Raw genomic sequence first — 19,715 nt, forward strand, 5'->3', positions numbered from 1 at the left:
AACAAGTAAATGCATTACAGACAAACTTCAAATTACAAGTAGTACATGGGGCATAGGAGGTGTATTACGTTGCAAGTTGAATCGAAAATTGTTCTTGATCAATTTATTCGTTATATACAACTAGAAAGAAACTTCTCTGTCCATACTGTTCGGGAATATGAATATGATATAACAGAATTTCTGTCATTTTTAGTTTCAGAAGGGATAACAGATTTAAAAGAAGTTGAATATCTCCATGCTAGAAACTATGTCACCAAATTATATGATAATAAATTGGCTAGAACATCTATCTCCAGAAAAATTTCATCAATAAGGTCATTTTTCAGATTTTTGAATCGAGAATTTAATATCAATGATGCAGCATTTCGATCTCTTTACCATCCGAAAAAAGAGAAACGCCTTCCGCATTTCTTTTACGAAGAAGAGCTTTCGCAGCTATTTGAAAAAAATTTGGGAGAAGATTCTAAATCTATTCGTAATATAGCTTTACTAGAATTACTGTATGCCACTGGAATACGTGTTAGTGAATGTACATCCATTGAGCTGGAGGATATTGATTTTCAATATTCTATTATTCGAGTAATGGGTAAAGGTCGAAAAGAAAGAATTATTCCATTTGGACAATTTGCCCATGAAGCATTACTAAAATATATTGAAGATGTTCGTCCTAAATTGATAAAAAATAACAGTCATCGCAAATTATTTGTTAATATGCGTGGGGGAGAGCTAACTTCGCGTGGTGTAAGTTATATTTTAGAAGAAATGATAAATAAAGCTGCGATGAATACAAAAATTTATCCTCATATGTTAAGGCATACATTTGCAACACACCTATTAAACAATGGAGCAGATATTCGAACTGTTCAAGAATTATTAGGGCATGCGAGTCTATCTTCTACACAAAAGTACACACATGTTACGAAAGAACACCTTCGAAGTACTTATATCAATGCGCATCCTAGGGCTTAATTTGAGGAGGGAAATTAATGGAACAATTTCATGCAACGACCATCTTTGCAATTCATCATAATGGGAAATGTGCTATGGCTGGAGATGGTCAAGTTACACTCGGAAACTCTGTGGTGATGAAGCATACGGCAAGAAAAGTAAGACGTTTGTTTAACGGGAAAGTATTAGCAGGATTTGCTGGTTCAGTAGCTGATGCATTTACGTTATTTGAAATGTTTGAATCGAAATTGAATGAGTTTGGTGGGAATTTACAAAGAGCTGCTGTAGAGGTTGCGAAACAGTGGCGCGGTGATAAGATGTTGCGACAACTTGAAGCACTATTGCTAGTAATGGATCAATCGACTCTATTATTAGTATCCGGTACAGGGGAAGTAATTGAGCCGGACGATGGTATATTAGCAATTGGATCTGGCGGTAACTATGCATTAGCTGCTGGTCGTGCATTAAAACAACATTCTAGTCAACTATCTGCTAGTGAGATTGCAAAAGCAGCATTAACGATTGCAGCAGATATTTGTGTGTATACAAACCATAATATTATCGTGGAGGCGCTTGAAGAATGACACAATTAAATTTAACGCCTAGACAAATAACTGAACAGTTAAATCGATACATTGTTGGACAAAATAATGCAAAGCGTGCTGTCGCCATTGCATTGCGTAATAGATATCGCCGTTCACTTTTAAGTGAGGAATTGAAAAACGAAATTATTCCAAAGAATATCCTTATGATTGGGCCAACTGGGGTAGGTAAAACAGAAATTGCCCGTCGTATTGCAAAGCTTACCAATGCTCCATTTATTAAGGTGGAGGCAACAAAATTCACAGAAGTAGGGTATGTAGGTAGAGATGTAGAGTCGATGGTTCGTGATTTAGTTGAAGCATCTAGAAGACTTGTAAAAGATGAAATGACTGAAGCCGTTAAAGAGCAGGCAGAACAAAATGCGAATGAAGCTCTTGTAAAGCTTCTTGTGCCTTCAAAAATCAAATCTAAAATGACTCAAAATCCTTTTGAAATGCTGTTTGGCGGTCAAAAAAATGATAAGCAAGATGATGATTCGAATCGCGAGGAAGTTGAAATTCGCTCTAGACGTTCACAAGTTGCTCAAGATTTAAAAATGGGAAAACTTGAAGATGAGTGGGTAACAGTAGAAGTAACAGAGCAAAACACTCCATTCATGGAACTTATGCCTGGAATGGGGATGGACCTTGGTTCTTCTGGTATGTCTGATATGCTATCAAATTTAATGCCTAAAAAAGTAAAAAAACGCAAAATGAAAGTGAAAGATGCACGTCGCGTTTTAACAATTGAAGAAGCTAACAAACTAATTGACTCAGATGAATTGGCAGCTGAAGCAATTCGACGCGCTGAACAATCAGGAATTATTTTTATTGATGAAATCGATAAAATCGCTAGTCGTAACAGTGCATCAGCAGATGTTTCACGAGAAGGTGTACAAAGAGATATTTTACCGATCGTTGAAGGTTCCACTGTTACTACGAAATATGGACCTGTAAAAACTGACTTTATGCTATTTATCGCAGCGGGCGCTTTTCATATGTCAAAGCCGAGTGATTTAATCCCAGAATTACAGGGAAGATTCCCAATTCGAGTTGAGTTAGATAAATTAACAAAAGACGATTTTGTGCGCATCTTGAAAGAACCGGACCAATCATTAATATTGCAATATAAAGCTTTATTAGAAACAGAAGGAGTAACGATTAACTTTACTGATAAAGCAATTGATCGACTTGCAGAAATTGCTACTGAAGTAAATCGTGAAACAGATAATATTGGTGCTAGAAGACTTCATACTATTTTAGAGCGCTTACTTGAGGAACTTTCTTTTGAAGCTTCTGAAATAGCACCAGCGCATATTGAAATTACACCGTCATATGTTGACAAAAAACTTGGTGAAATATCAAAAAACAAAGATTTATCACAATTTATTCTATAAATTGAGCAAATTACTTACAAATAATTGTTGAAACCTTTAGAATATTAAGTAAATTAACATAGCCTTATTAGGAGGATTTTTTGAAAATGAATTTATTATCGAAAACACGAAAGATTAACTCAATGTTACAAGCATCAGCAGGTAAACCAGTAAACTTTAAAGAAATGGCAGATACACTTGGTGAGATTATAGATAGCAATGTTTTTATTGTAAGCCGTAAAGGGAAATTACTAGGTATTTCAATTCATCAAAAAATTGAAAATCCTCGTATGAATAAAATGTTTGAAGAACGTCAATTCCCAGAAGATTATACACAACATTTATTTGACATTACTGAAACTTCACCAAATATTGATATCGATAGTGAACATACAATTTTCCCTATTGAAAATAAAGATTTATTTAAAAATGGTTTAACGACAATTGTTCCGATTATCGGTGGTGGAGAACGCTTAGGTACATTAATTTTAGGTCGCCTATCTGAAAAATTTGAAGATGAAGATTTAATTTTAGCTGAATACGGTGCGACTGTAGTAGGTATGGAAATATTACGTGAAAAATCTGAAGAAATTGAAGAAGAGGCACGTAGTAAAGCGGTTGTTCAAATGGCAATCAATTCTTTATCTTACAGTGAATTAGAAGCAATTGAACATATTTTTGAAGAACTAGATGGTAATGAAGGGTTACTAGTTGCATCAAAAATTGCAGATCGTGTTGGAATTACACGTTCAGTAATCGTAAATGCATTACGTAAATTAGAATCTGCTGGAGTAATTGAGTCTCGTTCACTAGGAATGAAAGGTACTTATATCAAAGTATTAAATGATAAGTTTTTAACAGCACTTGCTGAAATAAAAATGAAATAATTGAAAAGTAATGTATTTTAAAATAGGTTCCATCGACATATGAAGATGGTACCTATTTTTTTGTTAATTGAATAAAAATACATAAATTACTAATTTCGTGATACTTTTATCTTGTAAGTTCTTTTTAATATAGTTTTCCTCATGAAAAACCTGTCGAAATAGGAGAATAGATAAAGAAATTGTGACTAAAATGAATCTGCACCATATAAAAATTGGTAACAATAGACTACTAAAAAAGGCTAAAAGTAGATAGACACTGAACGTTAACATACTTTAAAATTAAATTATTATTTGAAATAAAATGTTATAAAAATTTAATATGTAGAGGTGAATGGTTTGAACTTATTTAGTGGAACAATCAGTAACCTAGAAAATGGACTAAATTATGCTTCATTAAAAAATAAAACGATTGCTCAAAACATAGCAAATGTAGATACACCGAATTATAAGGCGAAAGATGTAAGCTTTCAGAAAATGCTGGAAGAGGAAAAATTGAAAAGTTTAAAAGCCAATAAAACGGACATCAGGCATTATGAATTTTCTATTCAACAAAAAACGCCTGGTGTATTTAGTTATGAGAATTTTAAATATCGCAGTAATGGTAATGGTGTTGATATGGATGCAGAGCAAGCGAGTTTAGCAGAAAATACAATTTACTATAATGCATTGGTTGAACGTATTTCTGGTAAATTCAATACTCTTAATACAGTTATTAAAGGAGGAAAATAAGAATGTCTATTTTCTCTAGTATGAATACAACTGCATCTGCTCTAACAGCGCAACGATTACGAATGGATGTAATCTCATCAAATATTGCAAATGTTGATACAACAAGAGCTAAACAAGTGAATGGGGAATGGGAACCATATAGAAGGAAATCAGTAACTCTAACTGAGGATAATGGTCAATTTTCTAGTTTTCTAAATAAAGCAATGAACAAGAAAGAAAATACTGGGAATGGTGTGAAAGTAACATCAATCCGTGAAGATAATCAAACACCATTTAAACTTGTTTATAACCCGACACATCCAGATGCAAATGAAGATGGGTATGTAGAAATGCCAAATGTGGATGTCTTAACAGAGATGGTTGATTTAATCTCTGCAACACGATCTTATGAAGCGAATGTGACTGTATTTAATGCAAGTAAATCAATGTTAACAAAAGCGCTAGAAATAGGAAAATAAATTTCATAGAAAGGATGAATTAATGTGGCGGTGAATCCAATATCTTTAATGATGCCTAATCAAATCGTAAACGAGCCAAACAAAATTTTAGTTCAAACGACTCCATACGAAGCACAACAATCTTTTGCTGACACTTTAAAAAATGCGATTTCCTCTGTTAACGAACAACAAATTAATTCAGATAAATTAACAGAAAAGCTTATTAATGGTGAAGATGTGCAGTTACATGAAGTGATGATTCAATCACAAAAAGCAAGTATTACGTTGAATGCAACAATGGAAGTTCGAAATAAAGTGATAGAAGCATACCAAGAAATAATGCGCATGAGTGTATAACTAACGGTTTGGCACAACTATAAAGTGTTGTGTATCCACTATAATCGGGGGACACATAATGAATGAAAGATTAACAAAAGTGAAAACGGACTCTATGAATTTTTGGAAGAGTCGAACAAAAGGACAAAAAGGGGCAATGATAGGAACGTTGATAGGGGTAATTGCTCTTGCTGGTATACTTACATATTTTTTAACTAGAACTACTATGGTGCCACTTTTTACCGAATTATCTGCAAAAGAAGCAGGTGAAATTGCTGAAGTATTAAGTGCACAAGGTGTTACATATGAACTTGCTCCAGGTGGAACAAATATATTAGTGCCTGAAGAACAAGTAGATTCTTTAAAAATATCCCTTGCATCACAAGGTTATCCACAATCAGGAGAGATAAATAACTCATTTTTCACATCAAATGCTGGGTTTGGTATGACAGATAATGAATTTAATGTAATTAAATTAGCAGCAACTCAAACTGAATTAGCAAACCTAATTAAAACAATTGATGGCGTCAAAAATGCAAATGTAATGATAACGATGCCTGAACAAGGTGTTTTTATTAATGATGCAGCACAAGAAGCAAGCGCAGCAATAATCTTAGACACTGAACCGGGTCATAAGTTTACGGACGAACAAATTAAAACTTTATATAATCTCGTTTCTAAAAGTATTCCAAATTTAAGTACTGAAAATATAGTGATTTCTAATCAATACTCAGAATACTACGATCTTGAATCTGCATCATCTAATTCTAATTCAATTGATTCAGTAGATGGTCAAATGCAAGTTAAGAAATCCATTGAGCGTGATCTTCAACGTCAAGTACAACAAATGTTAGGTACGATGATGGGTAAAGATAAAGTCGTTGTATCTGTAACGACAGATATTGATTTTAAACAGGAAAATCGTGAAGAAAATTTAGTTGAGCCAGTAAATACTGAAAATATGGAAGGTATCGAAATTAGTGCTCAACGAATTACAGAAACATACACAGGTACAGATGCTGCAACAGGAACACCAGAAGCAGAGAATGTTACGGATAATTTCATTGATTATCAACAAGGTGCAAATGGTGATGGCGAATTTGAACGTGTGGAGGAAACTGTAAATAAAGATGTAAACCGCATTAAAAGGAATATAGAAGAAAGCCCTTATAAAATCCGTGATATTGGTATTCAGGTAATGGTTGAACCGCCAGTAGCAGATGATCCTACTTCGTTATCAGAAGATGTACAAACAGATATTGAACGAATTTTAGGGACAATTGTGAGAACATCTATCGATAAAGAAGCTGCAGGACAATTAACAGAAGAACAGGTTAACGAAAAAATCGTTGTATCGGTTGTACCGTTTTATGGAAATGATGTAGCAACTCCTGAAGAAAAGCCTGTTGTACCATGGTGGATTTGGGTAGTTGGAGGAATACTGCTTGCAGTAATTCTATTACTAGTATTCTTTATTATTCGTTCAAATAGAAGCAAAGAAAAAGAAGAAGAATTTGCTATCATTGAAGAACAAGAAGAACTGTTTGTTGATGATATTAATGATGAAAAAGAGACAGAAAATACTGTGCGACGTAAACAGCTTGAAAAAATGGCTAGAGAAAAGCCAGAAGACTTTGCAAAACTATTGCGAAGTTGGATTACTGAAGATTAATGGGGGGTTCGAAAGTGTCCAAGAAAGAAAAAGAATTGACAGGAAAACAAAAGGCAGCTTTACTGTTAATTTCACTAGGACCTGAAGTTTCAGCTTCCGTATATAAACATTTAAATGAAGAAGAAATTGAACGTCTTACGTTAGAAATTTCAAGTGTAAAAAAAGTAGAGCCAAATATAAAAGAGGACATTATAGAAGAATTTCACAATATAGCGCTTGCTCAAGACTATATTTCACAAGGTGGGATTGGGTATGCAAAAACTGTCCTTGAAAAAGCATTGGGACAAGAACAAGCACAAGCAATTATTAATCGTTTAACTTCATCGTTACAGGTGCGACCTTTTGATTTTGCTCGAAAAGCAGACCCTGCTCAAATATTTAACTTTATTCAAAATGAACACCCACAAACAATTGCTCTAATATTATCTTATTTGGATCCAAGTCAAGCAGGAGTAATTTTATCTTCACTTCCACAAGAGGTCCAAGCTGATATAGCAAAACGTATCGCAGTAATGGATTCTACTTCACCTGAGGTAATTAGTGAGATTGAGTCTGTACTTGAAAGAAAACTTTCATCTACAGTAACTCAAGATTATACTGAAACAGGTGGCGTTGATGCAGTAGTTGAAGTGTTAAATGGTGTTGATCGTCAAACTGAGAAGACAATTCTTGACGCTCTTGAAATTCAAGATCCGGAACTTGCAGAAGAGATTAAAAAACGAATGTTTGTATTCGAAGACATTGTTACTTTGGACAACCGCTCAATTCAGCGTGTTATTCGTGATTGCGAAAACGAAGACTTATTACTTTCAATGAAAGTAAGTAGTGAAGAAGTTAAGGAAATTATATTTAGAAATATGTCGCAACGTATGGCTGATACATTTAAAGAAGAAATGGAAATTATGGGACCAGTTCGCTTACGTGATGTTGAAGAAGCCCAATCAAGAATTGTGGCAGTTATTCGCCGCTTAGAAGATGCTGGTGAAATCATTATTGCACGTGGCGGAGGGGATGACGTCATTGTCTAGAATTATCCGCTCAAGCTATACAAAACAATTAGAAGATGATAAAAAAGTTGAAATTCAATTGAAAAATTTATTTACGCAACAATTTAGTGGTGACGAATGCGATGAACCTGAAGAAGAAGCTATTACAAAAGAAGATATCTATGCTGAACGTGATCGAATTTTGGTAGAAGCGCATCGTGAAATAGAGGAACAAAAGGTCGAATTTGAAAAATACCGCAATGAACAACTAGAGATGATAGAACAATTAAAACAATTATGGGAAGAGGAAAAGCTAGTTCTTGAGCAACAAGCATATGATACAGGTTTCCAGCAAGGCTATGAAGAAGGCATAAAGAAAGCTAATGCTGATATGGCTGAAAGTTTAAAGACTGCCAACGAAGTTATTGAAACCTCAAAACAAAATGCTGCAGCTTATATAGAAGAACAAGAACGAGTAATTCTTGAACTTTCATTAACTGCTGCTGAAAGAATAATAGGTGCAACATTAGACCGAAATGATGAATTGTTTGTTTCTATTGTGAAGAGAGGATTAAAAGAAGCTAGAGAAATGAAAGAAATTAAAATCTATGTTTCTCCTCAATATCATAATGTAGTTTCGAACAATCGTGCTGAATTAGTCGAAATGTTTCCAATAGATGTACCGTTATTAATTTTCGTTAATGAAGATTTAAGCTCTACCGAAAGTTATATTGAAACAAATCATGGAAGAATTGTTATTTCGATTGATGAACAGTTACATGAATTGCGATTAAAGCTAAATGAACTATTAAATAGTAAGGACTGATCAAATGAAAGCGACTCAATTAATTGATAAAATCCCGCAGATTGAAACGTTGAAAAAATATGGTAAAGTCAATCGAGTAGTAGGCTTAATGATTGAGTCGCAAGGTCCTGAAAGTTCCATTGGTGATGTTTGTAAAATTCATGTTAACTCCCCGAAAAATGGTCACCAAGAGATTCTTGCTGAAGTAGTAGGTTTTAACAATGAATATGTCGTATTAATGCCATTTACTTCTATTAGAGAAATATCAATTGGTTGTTTAGTAGAAGGAACTGGTAAACCATTAGAAGTGAAGGTTGGACCTGAGTTAATAGGTAAAGTATTAGATTCAATGGGGAATCCATTTGATGGTTCTTCTTTACCAAGAGGTTTAGTCACGGTTCAAACAGAGAAAGAGCCACCGAATCCATTAAAAAGACCACCAATTAGTGAGCAACTTGAAGTTGGAGTAAAAGCAATAGACGGGATGCTTACAGTAGGGAATGGCCAACGTGTCGGAATATTTGCTGGATCGGGTGTAGGGAAAAGTACATTACTCGGAATGATTGCTCGTAATACAAAAGCAGATCTTAACGTAATCGCCTTAATTGGTGAGCGTGGACGTGAAGTATTAGAGTTTATTCAGCGGGATTTGGGACCAGAAGGATTAAGTCGCTCAATAGTAGTAGCAGCTACAGGTGATCAACCTGCATTAATGCGTATAAAAGGTGCTTTCACTGCAACTGCAATTGCTGAGTATTTCCGTGATCGTGGCTTAAATGTAATGTTAATGATGGACTCTGTCACTCGTGTCGCAATGGCTCAACGAGAAATTGGATTAGCAACAGGAGAACCACCAGCACAAAAAGGATATACTCCATCTGTATTCGCTATATTACCGAGATTGTTGGAACGGACTGGAACAAGTACGAAAGGTTCAATTACAGCATTCTATACAGTTTTAGTAGATGGTGACGATATGAATGAACCTATTGCAGATGCAGTTCGAGGTATCTTAGATGGCCATATTGTGTTAGACCGGACACTTGCAAATAAAGGACAATATCCTGCGATTAATGTGCTAAAAAGTGTAAGTCGTTTAATGAATCATATATCAACACCAGAGCACGTAAAAGCTGCACAAAAACTTCGAGAGTTGTATTACACTTATTCAAAATCTGAGGATTTAATCAATATTGGTGCATATAAAAGAGGGACGTCAAAGGAAATAGATGAGGCAATTCAATTTGAACCTCTAATAACAAATTTCTTAAAACAAGGATTTAAAGATAAAGTCTCATTACAAGATACTGTTAATGAATTAATTGCATTATCAAATGGTGGTGGAAAATAATGGTTCAATATACATATCGTTTCGAAAAAATCCTGACAATTCGTGAGCAAGAGAAACAAGAAACAGAAATAGCCTATAAAGAATCTGTTCGTGACTTTGAGGAAGTGGCAACTAGGCTTTATGAAGCATTAAAGAAAAAAGAAGATTTAATAGCTTATCAAAATGAACGATTATCTATCGGTGCTACAATTGACAAAATTCATCATTTTTCTTCTTTTATTAATAGTCTTGAAAAATCTATTGCCGAATTGCAAACAAAGGTGATGCAAGCTAGAACAAAAATGAATTGGTACGAACAGAAAATGATAGAAAAAAACATAGAAGTGCGCAAGTTTGAAAAAATGAAAGAAAAAGATTACCAAATATTTAAAGAAGAACAAGAACGAAGTGAAATGTTGTATTTAGACGAGCTCTCTTCACTGATGTATAACAAAAAAGAATTCAGGTGATTTGATGGCGAAAAATCGAATAAAAGAACAATTGAAAATTGAAGAAATAAAAGAAGAAAAATCACCGGGAATTTTTCAAAAACTATTTTATTTAGTTTTAATTCCATTACTTTTCGTTGTGGCTATTTTACTAGTAATAGCTTCATTTACAAATTTTAATGTATTTGAAAAAGCCTCTGAATTAACTAATTCATTACCATTTGCTTCTGATAAAAAAAGCGAGGAATTTTCTTTAGATTTCGATGAAAAGATTGTAGAACTTGAAGCTGAAATTAAAGAAAAAGAAGCAGAGATTGATCAACTAAAATCGCAATTGGATAAAGCTAATTTAGAAGCTGAAAATAACTTAGCAAAACAACAACAATTACAAAATCAAATTGAGTCTCTTGAAAAGCAACAAAGTGAATCAAAGAAAGAATTCAATGAAATTTTATCAACATTTAAGCAAATGTCTGCAAAAACAGCTGCTCCGATTATCATGGAAATGAGTGATGATAAAGCTATAAAAATATTATCAAATATGGATCCAGAAACTTTATCTGCAATACTCTCCAAAATGGAACCTAAAGAAGCTGCTCGCTATACCGAGTTGATTTCACAGTAATATGAAAAGGAGGTGAAAAAATGAACGTCGGAATTTTGCAATTATCGAATATTAGTACAAATGCGCAATCATCAACCATTTCAAAGCAACCATCTAATAGCGGTAATTTTGGTGATATCTTTAGTCAAATTGCTAAAAAGGAAGAGGTTCTTCAAAAAAATCCTGAGAATGAGGAATTTGTAAATCTTGAAAAATTAGAAGATTTATTAAATTCAACTACTATTGAGGAAGTACTTAATAAACTGGATATTTCACATCAAGATGGTATGGGTTTTAACGAAACTTTAATTAGTGATGTAATGGACTCTAGTAATCTTGAAAAAGTATTAGAGGAAATAGCTCAAGATTACGGGTTACATAGTATAAGTGCATCTGAAAATGTTGAATTAATTGAAATTAATGAATTGTTGAATATTGATAATCTTTTAAACGTTTTACAAATCAATTATGAGGAAATTATTAATGCTTTTGAAGAACTATTTGGTGTAGATCAAATTATATTAAGTGAAATTTGGGATTTAATTAATTTTGTTAATAATCAACCGCATGAATCGATAAGTAATAGTTTTATTAAAGGCTTAAATGGGGAACAAAATTTATCTCCACAAACGGTTCAACAATTATTGCATGTATTAAAAGTAATTGAAACAGTTGGTGCTAATTCTAATCTACCAAAAGAGCAACAAAATCAAATACTAAACTTGAAAGAAATGCTTCAAGTAATTTCTAAAGATTTAGAAGTGAAAAACAGTCAAGATAAAAACAAGACAAATAATAACTTATTCTTTAAAAAAGTAGTAAATATCAAACAACAGAGCGAACGAGCTAATGGAATTACTATTAATAGTGTAAAACTAAATGAAGTGTTGTTTAGTCAAAATCAGACCACGAATACTGAAAAGGTAATAACTTCACCCGTTAATCAAATGGTAGTAACTAATGAACAAAATGAAGAAAATACAAGTAATATGATAACACCAACACCATCAACAATGATAAGTTCTAAAACGGTTACAATCACATTACCTGTTGAAAAGTCTGCTCAAGCAGATGCATTTGTAAAAGAGTTTCAAAGTTTAATAAATCGAACACAATTGTCTAACTCACAAGGTACAATGAAGCTTTTAGTTAAGCTATATCCTGAAAATTTAGGATCAATCCGTATAGAAATCCTACAGAAAGATGGAATGCTTTCTGCCAGATTACTAGCTTCAACATCTCAAGCAAAAGAGTTATTAGATAGCCAAATACAACAATTAAAAACAACTTTTGCCCAACAAAATATTCAAATGGACCGCATTGATATCGCTCAAAGTTTACAGGAAACAGACCGAAATTCTCGTGATCAAAGTTTATTTGGTAACATGTTTAAGCAACAACAATCAAGTCAAGAAGATAATGAACAAGAGGAAAATAAACAAGAAGATTCTATGTCCTTCGAGGATTATTTATTAAATGAGGAGGTGTAAAGATGACTAGTACCAACGGGATTCCTAGTGATTATTATTTATCAAACTACAAAAAAGCAGAGAAAAAGACAGGTACAAATGAACTGGGGAAAGATGCCTTTTTACAAATTTTAATTACTCAGTTACAAAATCAAGATCCAACACAACCAATGGATGATAAAGAATTTATTTCACAGATGGCTCAATTCTCTTCTTTAGAACAGATGCAAAATATGACAACAGCAATGGAGAAATTATTAGAGTCACAACAACAAACACAATTAATGAATTATACTTCATTTATTGGTAAAGAAGTAAAATGGCACGAGCTAACTGAAAAATTGGATGAAAAAGGTAAACCTATCGTAAATGAAGGTACTGGAAAAATAAAAGAATTGAAGTTTGTAGATGGAGAACCTGTATTTATACTTGAAGATGGAAAGGAACTTAAACCTGGGAATATATCATCCGTACTAGATGGTTCAACTTCATCAAGTGATATAGCTACTGAAAATCCAATTGTGACAGCGAGTAAGTTAATCGGACAGAAAGTAGAATATGAATCTGATGGGAAGATAATACAAGGTTTTATTCAATCTGTTAAAATAAATAATGCTTTAATAGAGTATATTCTGAGTGATGGATTAACAACATTAACGAAAGATCAATTTGCATTAGTCAGTGAATAAGGTTGGTGTATACACATGTATAGAATAGGAATTCAGCACGTGCCATTTCAACCTAAAGCAATACAAACGAAGGTTAAGCCTAATCAATTAGATTTAACTCTCAAACAATCATTTACAGAACAATTGCAAAGGGCAACAAACGATCCTCAATTAAAGATTAGTAAACACGCAAATGAACGATTACTTGAGCGAAAAATCACTATCTCAGAGCAGGAATGGCAAATGGTAACGGATAAGGTAAATGAAGCTCGTTCTAAAGGAGTCAATCAACCGTTAGTCTTGATGGATCAAGTAGCTTTGATTATAAGTGCCAAAAATTCAACAGTAATTACAGCGATGGAACGCACTGAGGCTAAAGAACAAATTTTCACAAATATTGATGGCACCATTGTGCTATAGGCAGGACCATTTTTGGATGCCTGGTGTTGCGGAATGAATGAAGTAACACGTAATTACAATAAAATTTCTATAGTGAAGGGAGAACATAACAATGTTACGTTCAATGTATTCAGGTATTTCAGGCTTAAAAAATCATCAAACAAAATTAGACGTAATTGGTAACAACATATCAAACGTAAATACTTACGGTTTCAAAAAAAGTCGTGTAGTTTTTAAAGATTTAATATCTCAATCAATTTCTGGTGCATCAGGTTCAACTGAAAATCGTGGTGGTATTAATTCCAAACAAATTGGTTTAGGTTCACAAATGGCAGCAATAGATACAATTCACGGAACAGGAGCACTACAAACTACATCTCGTACCCTCGATTTAGCAATTTCAGGTGATGGATTCTTCCAGGTCGCAGATAGCGCTGATGAATCAAAATTAGGCTTTTCGAATACTCAATATACACGTGCAGGAAACTTCTATATGGATGCCAATGGATATTTAGTAAATTCTGATGGCAAGTATCTTGTAGGTTATGATGCAGATACATTTTTGTTAAGTGGTGGAAAACGGTTGAAAGAAGATGGGACAGAATTAGATATTAATGCGACTACTCCACCTACACAAGAAGAGCTAAATGCAGCTTGGAGAATAGAAGAGGGGAAATTGGTTGTAGGTAATCCCGCTAAGAGTGTACAAGTTACATATAAAACTAAAAATTCTGATGTGGAAATTAATCTCGCGACAGGTTCTCTAACATTTAAAGATGATAATGGTAAAAGTTATACTATAACTGATACTGCCACTGGTGATATTGTTGACGAAAATGGTCAAGCTGTAACTGATAAAGTAACGTTTACACCTGCTCAATTTGATACAGTATTTAAAAAAATAATATCACCAGAAGGTAAGGTAACATTTGAATCAGCATTAACCGAATTAAAACCTATAAAAATTCCTACTACTGCTCAAAGTATGTCGATTGGACAGGATGGTTCAATAAACTTTGTAGATAAAGATGGAGTTTTACTTTCAGCAGGTAAAATACAGTTAGCTAAATTCCCGAATACTGGTGGTCTTGAAAAGATAGGAAGTAATTATTACCAAAAAACAGCCAATTCTGGAGAACCGGTGTTTGGTTTTGCAACTGAATCTGGTATTGGTTCAATAGAATCTGGATTCTTAGAAATGTCTAATGTCGATCTTTCTGAAGAATTTACTGAAATGATTGTTGCACAACGTGGTTTCCAGGCGAATTCCCGAATTATTACAACATCTGACCAAATTTTAGAAGAACTTGTAAATTTAAAACGTTAATTTTATTATTAGTGTAGTGTAATAGATTAATAAATTCATTGTAAAGGAGGGTCGGGCCGGCTCTCGTATATATGACCCGGCCCTATTTCAATGATTGAGTTAACACGTTTAAATGGCAAACCATTTTCATTAAACGCATTATACATAGAAACCGTAGAATCTTTTCCGGACACAACGATCACTTTAACGAATGGTCGGAAATTTATTGTGTTAGAAAGTGAAGAAGAAGTTCGTAATAAGGTTGCTCTTTTTTATAAAAGTATACATGTTTTGTCAAACCCGCACATTCGAGGTGATCAAAATGAAGAAGAATAAACTATTAACTATTATGCTTATTATTTTAATTACAATTACACTAATAGGCGTTGTGATTTTTGTACTATTAACTCAGTTTAATAAACAAAGTTCATCTCTTAAACCAACAATTGATGAAATTATTGAAGCATCGGTCGATGTTCCGGAAATTACAACTAACTTAGCAGACAATAACTTTGTTAAACTTACATTAAAAATTCAAACTGATAGTAAAAAAGCTGCAGAAGAGTTAACAAAACGTGATTTCCAAACAAATAATATTGTAATCCAAGAACTTTCTGAAATGACAGAAGAAGATTTACAAGGAAAGCAAGGAAAGATTTTATTTGAATCAACAATCAAATCAAAATTAAATGAATTGATGCAAGAGGGTGAAGTACAACAAGTTTACATAACCTCCTACATCATTCAATAAACGAAACATCTTGAAATGGGAGGTGGGCAAATGGCTGGAGATGTTTTGTCCCAATCCGAAATTGATGCGCTGCTTTCAGCGATATCAACAGGGGAAATGTCCGCAGATGACATGAAAAAGGAAGATGAAACGAAGAAAGTAAAAGTTTATGACTTTAAACGTGCTCTTCGCTTTTCAAAGGATCAAATCCGAAGTTTGACCCGTATACACGAAAATTTTGCTAGATTACTAACAACATTCTTCTCAGCACAACTAAGGACTTATGTGCAGATTACAGTGGCATCAGTAGATCAAATTCCTTTTGAAGAATTTGTACGATCAATTCCTAATATGACATTAATAAATGTATTTGAAGTACCACCGTTAGATGGTAATATTTTAATGGAGATTAATCCTAATATCGCATACTCGATGTTAGACCGATTAATGGGTGGTAGTGGAGCAAGTTATAATAATGTTGATAATTTAACAGAAATTGAACAAAAAATTATGACGAATTTGTTTGAAAGATCATTCGATAATCTCAGAGAAGCATGGGATACAATTGCAGAGATTGATCCGATGTTAGTAGAACTGGAAGTTAATCCTCAATTTTTACAAATGATTTCTCCAAATGAAACAGTTGTAGTTATTTCACTGAATACAATAATTGGAGATACAACTGGTATGATCAATATTTGTATACCTCATGTTGTTCTTGAGCCAATTATTCATAATTTATCTGTTCAATATTGGATGCAATCAAATACAAAAGAAGCAACTCCTGAACAATCAAAAGCATTAGAAACAAAAGTAAAACAAGCTCAATTGCCAGTAATTGCTGAACTAGGAACGACTGATATTACAATTGAAGATTTCCTTTATTTATCTGTAGGGGATGTTATTCAATTAGACAAAAAAATTGATGATCCACTTATTTTGAAAGTTGGTGGATTGCCTAAATTTACTGTTCAACCTGGAAAGCTTAATAAAAAAATGGCAATCCAGATTATCGACCCTTTGAAAGGAGGAGACGAAGATGAGTGATGATATGCTCTCCCAAGAAGAAATTGAAGCTCTATTAAGGGGCGAGACGTTGGATGATAAGATCAACCAATTAGAAAACAACTCAAATAACGATGAAGAACCACGAGTAGAAGATTATCTTGACCCAATGGAACAAGATGCTTTAGGTGAGGTAGGAAATATTTCATTTGGTAGTTCAGCTACTGCCCTTTCTGCTCTTTTAGGTCAGAAAGTAGATATTACGACACCTGTAGTATCAATGATTAATCGAAATAAATTAGAAGAGGAATTTCCTCAGCCTTATGTTGCAATTCAAGTTGAATATACAACTGGTTTATCCGGGGTAAATTTACTTGTTATTAAGCAAACTGATGCAGCGATTATTGCGGATTTAATGCTCGGTGGAGACGGTTTAAATCCCAATCCTGATTTAGGTGAGATTCATCTTAGTGCAGTTCAAGAAGCAATGAACCAAATGATGGGTTCAGCTGCAACTTCAATGTCAACAATTTTCAATAAAAAAGTAGATATTTCACCACCTTCAATTGATTTACTAAATATTTCTCAAAACGAAGGTAAAGATAGTATTCCTAATGATGATTTATTAGTAAAGGTTTCATTTAGATTAAAAATTGGAGAGTTAATCGATTCTACAATAATGCAATTATTACCATTGGAGTTTGGTAAAAAGATTGTTAAATCATTACTAGGAGAGTCTGATGTTACTCCATCATCACAAGCTCAACCAGTAGCACCTAGTCAACCGGCAACAGCAATACCACCAGTGCAACAAACTGTGCAACAGCCTGTACATCAGCAACCAATACAACAAGTTCAACAGCAACCGGTATATCAACAACAGGCTGCAACAACGTATGCGGAACCACCAATATTTGCAATGCCGCAATATCAGACACCGCCACCACCTGTTAATGTGCAACAGGCTCAATTTGCTTCCTTTGAGTCAACTAATATTTCTCAATCAGAAGCACGAAATTTAAATATGTTACTTGATATACCATTGCAGGTAACTGTAGAGCTAGGCAGAACTAAACATTCAGTAAAAGAGATTTTACAACTAGCATCAGGTTCTATAATAGAATTGGATAAACTTGCCGGCGAACCAGTTGATATTTTAGTAAATAGTCGACTGATTGCAAAGGGTGAGGTTGTTGTAATCGATGAAAATTTTGGTGTTCGTATTACCGATATTATCAGTAAAGCTGAACGTTTAAATAATTTACAATAGTATTTAATTGGGGGAATCTACCATGTCGAGAAGAATTTTAATAGTAGACGATGCTGCTTTTATGCGCATGATGATTAAAGATATACTTACAAAAAATGGTTACGATGTTGTAGGAGAAGCTGCAGATGGGTTACAAGCTGTGGAAAAATACAGTGAATTACGACCTGATTTAGTGACAATGGATATTACAATGCCTGAAATGGATGGTATTGCAGCGTTAAAAGCTATTAAATCTACTGACCCTAGCGCTACTGTTATTATGTGTTCTGCAATGGGACAACAAGCAATGGTGATTGATGCAATTCAAGCTGGAGCTAAAGATTTTATCGTAAAACCATTCCAAGCTGACCGAGTAATTGAAGCTATTCAAAAAGCATTAGGTTGATAAAATGAAAATTAAAAAATTTGCAAGGTTTCGGTTTATTATTGCTTGTTTGGTTGCGCTTCTTTGCATTGCACCTATGAAATTTGTTAATGCAACTTCAAATAATAACCAAATGATCTCGAATGAGTGTTTGGAGAATCCGAGTGATTGCGAAGATATCCAACCTGCTGCTGACAGTGAACAATCGGCAGCGGTTGGATTAAATATGTGGGATTATATAAAAATGTTGTTTTCCCTATTATTCGTGTTAGCACTTCTAATCATTGTTTTAAAGTTTCTAAATAAAAGAAGTAGTAGCTATCAACAGAATCTTCTTGTGCGAAATATAGGTGGAATTACAGTTGGATCTCAAAAATCTGTACAAATTCTTCATGTCGGAGATACATTATATATTGTAGGCGTTGGAGAAAATGTTCAATTATTAAAAGAAGTTAATGATCCAGATGAAGTCCAACAATTGCTTGAACAGTACAATGATAACCAAGCTTCTGTAAATACTACTCCTTATATATTTGATGTATTTAAAAAATTCAGTTCAAAAACATCAGTAGTGGAGAAAAATGAAAGTAAAACAGAATTTGGAGAAATGCTAAATAAAAGAATTTCGGATATAAAAAATGACAGAAAAAATGAATTGGAAAAATGGAAAGAAAAGGAGAGGGATAATTAATGGAAGATTTTATCTCACTCTTTTCTCAAAATGATCCTACCAATGTTTCCACTTCTGTTAAGTTACTTTTATTATTAACAGTACTTTCATTGGCACCAAGTATTTTAATTCTAATGACATGCTTTGCAAGAATTGTTATCGTTTTGTCTTTTACAAGGACAGCTCTTGCAACAAATCAGATGCCTCCAAATCAGGTTATTATTGGACTAGCTTTATTTTTAACTTTTTTTATTATGGCACCAACTTTTCAACAGGTAAATGAAAAAGCTTTACAACCACTATTCGATGAGGAAATAGGTTTAGAGGAAGCGTATGATCGGGCAGCAAAACCATTTAAAGAATTTATGGCACAACATACGAGACAAAAGGATTTAGAGTTATTTATCAATTACAACCAAGCCGAAAGACCGGCATCAATAGAAGAAATTCCATTAACAATGCTTGTACCTGCTTTTGCATTAAGCGAAATTAAAACAGCCTTCCAAATGGGATTTATGATTTTTATTCCATTCTTAATAATTGATATGGTTGTTGCAAGTGTACTAATGTCGATGGGTATGATGATGTTGCCTCCAGTAATGGTGTCTTTACCGTTTAAAATATTATTATTTGTATTAGTTGATGGATGGTATTTAGTAATAAAATCATTACTTCAAAGTTTTTAGGGGATGAT

The 19,715-nt window shown here is 33.6% G+C and carries 24 protein-coding genes; all 24 read left to right on the top strand.

The features are described 5' to 3' along the window. Nucleotides 1-45 precede the first annotated feature (45 nt). The 24 genes from xerC (at nucleotide 46) to fliP (ending at nucleotide 19,707) form a co-directional block, all read left to right on the top strand. A complete protein-coding gene (gene xerC, locus D8M03_RS01815; protein ID WP_121212969.1) occupies nucleotides 46-969 on the top strand; it encodes a tyrosine recombinase XerC in 924 nt (307 codons plus the stop codon). A gap of 17 nt (nucleotides 970-986) precedes the next feature. Continuing rightward, the gene (hslV, locus tag D8M03_RS01820; protein ID WP_121212970.1) at nucleotides 987-1,532 is read left to right on the top strand and encodes an ATP-dependent protease subunit HslV; all 546 of its coding nucleotides are present in this window, start codon (nucleotides 987-989) and stop codon (nucleotides 1,530-1,532) included. Beyond that, nucleotides 1,529-2,926: an ATP-dependent protease ATPase subunit HslU gene (gene hslU / locus D8M03_RS01825; RefSeq protein WP_121212971.1), complete on the top strand. Its 1,398-nt coding sequence runs from the start codon at nucleotides 1,529-1,531 to the stop codon at nucleotides 2,924-2,926. The genes hslV and hslU overlap by 4 nt, the downstream gene beginning before the upstream one ends. An 86-nt stretch (nucleotides 2,927-3,012) precedes the next feature. Further along, nucleotides 3,013-3,792, top strand: a complete 780-nt coding sequence (codY, locus tag D8M03_RS01830; protein WP_121212972.1) for a GTP-sensing pleiotropic transcriptional regulator CodY — start codon at nucleotides 3,013-3,015, stop codon at nucleotides 3,790-3,792. Nucleotides 3,793-4,128: 336 nt separating this feature from the next. Then, nucleotides 4,129-4,521 carry a flagellar basal body rod protein FlgB gene (gene flgB / locus D8M03_RS01835; RefSeq protein WP_121212973.1) on the top strand — a complete coding sequence of 131 codons (393 nt, stop codon included), beginning with the start codon at nucleotides 4,129-4,131 and terminating at the stop codon, nucleotides 4,519-4,521. Between the two features lie 2 nt (nucleotides 4,522-4,523). Beyond that, nucleotides 4,524-4,979, top strand: a complete 456-nt coding sequence (gene flgC, locus D8M03_RS01840) for a flagellar basal body rod protein FlgC (RefSeq protein WP_121212974.1) — start codon at nucleotides 4,524-4,526, stop codon at nucleotides 4,977-4,979. Between the two features lie 48 nt (nucleotides 4,980-5,027). Further along, nucleotides 5,028-5,315: a flagellar hook-basal body complex protein FliE gene (fliE, locus tag D8M03_RS01845; RefSeq protein ID WP_211330850.1), complete on the top strand. Its 288-nt coding sequence runs from the start codon at nucleotides 5,028-5,030 to the stop codon at nucleotides 5,313-5,315. A 58-nt stretch (nucleotides 5,316-5,373) separates the two neighbouring features. Beyond that, nucleotides 5,374-6,966 carry a flagellar basal-body MS-ring/collar protein FliF gene (gene fliF, locus D8M03_RS01850; protein WP_121212976.1) on the top strand — a complete coding sequence of 531 codons (1,593 nt, stop codon included), beginning with the start codon at nucleotides 5,374-5,376 and terminating at the stop codon, nucleotides 6,964-6,966. A gap of 14 nt (nucleotides 6,967-6,980) precedes the next feature. Further along, nucleotides 6,981-7,994: a flagellar motor switch protein FliG gene (gene fliG, locus D8M03_RS01855; protein ID WP_121212977.1), complete on the top strand. Its 1,014-nt coding sequence runs from the start codon at nucleotides 6,981-6,983 to the stop codon at nucleotides 7,992-7,994. Continuing rightward, nucleotides 7,978-8,778, top strand: coding sequence for a flagellar assembly protein FliH (fliH, locus tag D8M03_RS01860; protein ID WP_342768776.1), 801 nt, complete (start codon nucleotides 7,978-7,980; stop codon nucleotides 8,776-8,778). Before fliG ends, fliH begins: the two co-directional genes overlap by 17 nt. A 4-nt stretch (nucleotides 8,779-8,782) precedes the next feature. Further along, nucleotides 8,783-10,108: a flagellar protein export ATPase FliI gene (gene fliI, locus D8M03_RS01865; protein WP_121212979.1), complete on the top strand. Its 1,326-nt coding sequence runs from the start codon at nucleotides 8,783-8,785 to the stop codon at nucleotides 10,106-10,108. Continuing rightward, on the top strand, nucleotides 10,108-10,557 hold the full coding sequence (gene fliJ, locus D8M03_RS01870; protein WP_121212980.1) for a flagellar export protein FliJ: 450 nt from the start codon (nucleotides 10,108-10,110) through the stop codon (nucleotides 10,555-10,557). The genes fliI and fliJ overlap by 1 nt, the downstream gene beginning before the upstream one ends. 4 nt (nucleotides 10,558-10,561) lie before the next feature. Continuing rightward, nucleotides 10,562-11,161, top strand: a complete 600-nt coding sequence (locus D8M03_RS01875; RefSeq protein WP_121212981.1) for a MotE family protein — start codon at nucleotides 10,562-10,564, stop codon at nucleotides 11,159-11,161. Between the two features lie 20 nt (nucleotides 11,162-11,181). Then, nucleotides 11,182-12,630 carry a flagellar hook-length control protein FliK gene (locus D8M03_RS01880; protein ID WP_121212982.1) on the top strand — a complete coding sequence of 483 codons (1,449 nt, stop codon included), beginning with the start codon at nucleotides 11,182-11,184 and terminating at the stop codon, nucleotides 12,628-12,630. Nucleotides 12,631-12,632: 2 nt separating this feature from the next. Then, nucleotides 12,633-13,298, top strand: coding sequence for a flagellar hook assembly protein FlgD (gene flgD / locus D8M03_RS01885; protein ID WP_121212983.1), 666 nt, complete (start codon nucleotides 12,633-12,635; stop codon nucleotides 13,296-13,298). 15 nt (nucleotides 13,299-13,313) lie between these two features. Beyond that, nucleotides 13,314-13,697: a TIGR02530 family flagellar biosynthesis protein gene (locus D8M03_RS01890; protein WP_121212984.1), complete on the top strand. Its 384-nt coding sequence runs from the start codon at nucleotides 13,314-13,316 to the stop codon at nucleotides 13,695-13,697. 91 nt (nucleotides 13,698-13,788) lie between these two features. Continuing rightward, nucleotides 13,789-15,003 carry a flagellar hook-basal body complex protein gene (locus tag D8M03_RS01895; RefSeq protein WP_121212985.1) on the top strand — a complete coding sequence of 405 codons (1,215 nt, stop codon included), beginning with the start codon at nucleotides 13,789-13,791 and terminating at the stop codon, nucleotides 15,001-15,003. A gap of 90 nt (nucleotides 15,004-15,093) precedes the next feature. Further along, nucleotides 15,094-15,318: a flagellar FlbD family protein gene (locus D8M03_RS01900; protein WP_121212986.1), complete on the top strand. Its 225-nt coding sequence runs from the start codon at nucleotides 15,094-15,096 to the stop codon at nucleotides 15,316-15,318. Next, nucleotides 15,305-15,733, top strand: a complete 429-nt coding sequence (gene fliL, locus D8M03_RS01905) for a flagellar basal body-associated protein FliL (protein WP_121212987.1) — start codon at nucleotides 15,305-15,307, stop codon at nucleotides 15,731-15,733. The genes D8M03_RS01900 and fliL overlap by 14 nt, the downstream gene beginning before the upstream one ends. Nucleotides 15,734-15,763: 30 nt before the next feature. Beyond that, nucleotides 15,764-16,759 (top strand): flagellar motor switch protein FliM, encoded by a 996-nt coding sequence (gene fliM / locus D8M03_RS01910; RefSeq protein ID WP_121212988.1) that lies wholly within the window; start codon nucleotides 15,764-15,766, stop codon nucleotides 16,757-16,759. Next, entirely contained in the window at nucleotides 16,752-17,987 is a 1,236-nt protein-coding gene (gene fliY, locus D8M03_RS01915; RefSeq protein ID WP_121212989.1) for a flagellar motor switch phosphatase FliY, read from the top strand. Before fliM ends, fliY begins: the two co-directional genes overlap by 8 nt. A 22-nt stretch (nucleotides 17,988-18,009) precedes the next feature. Then, nucleotides 18,010-18,372 carry a response regulator gene (locus D8M03_RS01920; RefSeq protein WP_121212990.1) on the top strand — a complete coding sequence of 121 codons (363 nt, stop codon included), beginning with the start codon at nucleotides 18,010-18,012 and terminating at the stop codon, nucleotides 18,370-18,372. A gap of 4 nt (nucleotides 18,373-18,376) precedes the next feature. Beyond that, a complete protein-coding gene (locus D8M03_RS01925) occupies nucleotides 18,377-19,042 on the top strand; it encodes a flagellar biosynthetic protein FliO (RefSeq protein ID WP_121212991.1) in 666 nt (221 codons plus the stop codon). Further along, entirely contained in the window at nucleotides 19,042-19,707 is a 666-nt protein-coding gene (gene fliP / locus D8M03_RS01930; RefSeq protein WP_121212992.1) for a flagellar type III secretion system pore protein FliP, read from the top strand. Before D8M03_RS01925 ends, fliP begins: the two co-directional genes overlap by 1 nt. Nucleotides 19,708-19,715 lie beyond the last annotated feature (8 nt).

This window comes from Ureibacillus endophyticus, from assembly GCF_003628435.1.
In the GTDB taxonomy this organism is placed as follows: Bacteria; Bacillota; Bacilli; order Bacillales_A; family Planococcaceae; genus Ureibacillus; species Ureibacillus endophyticus.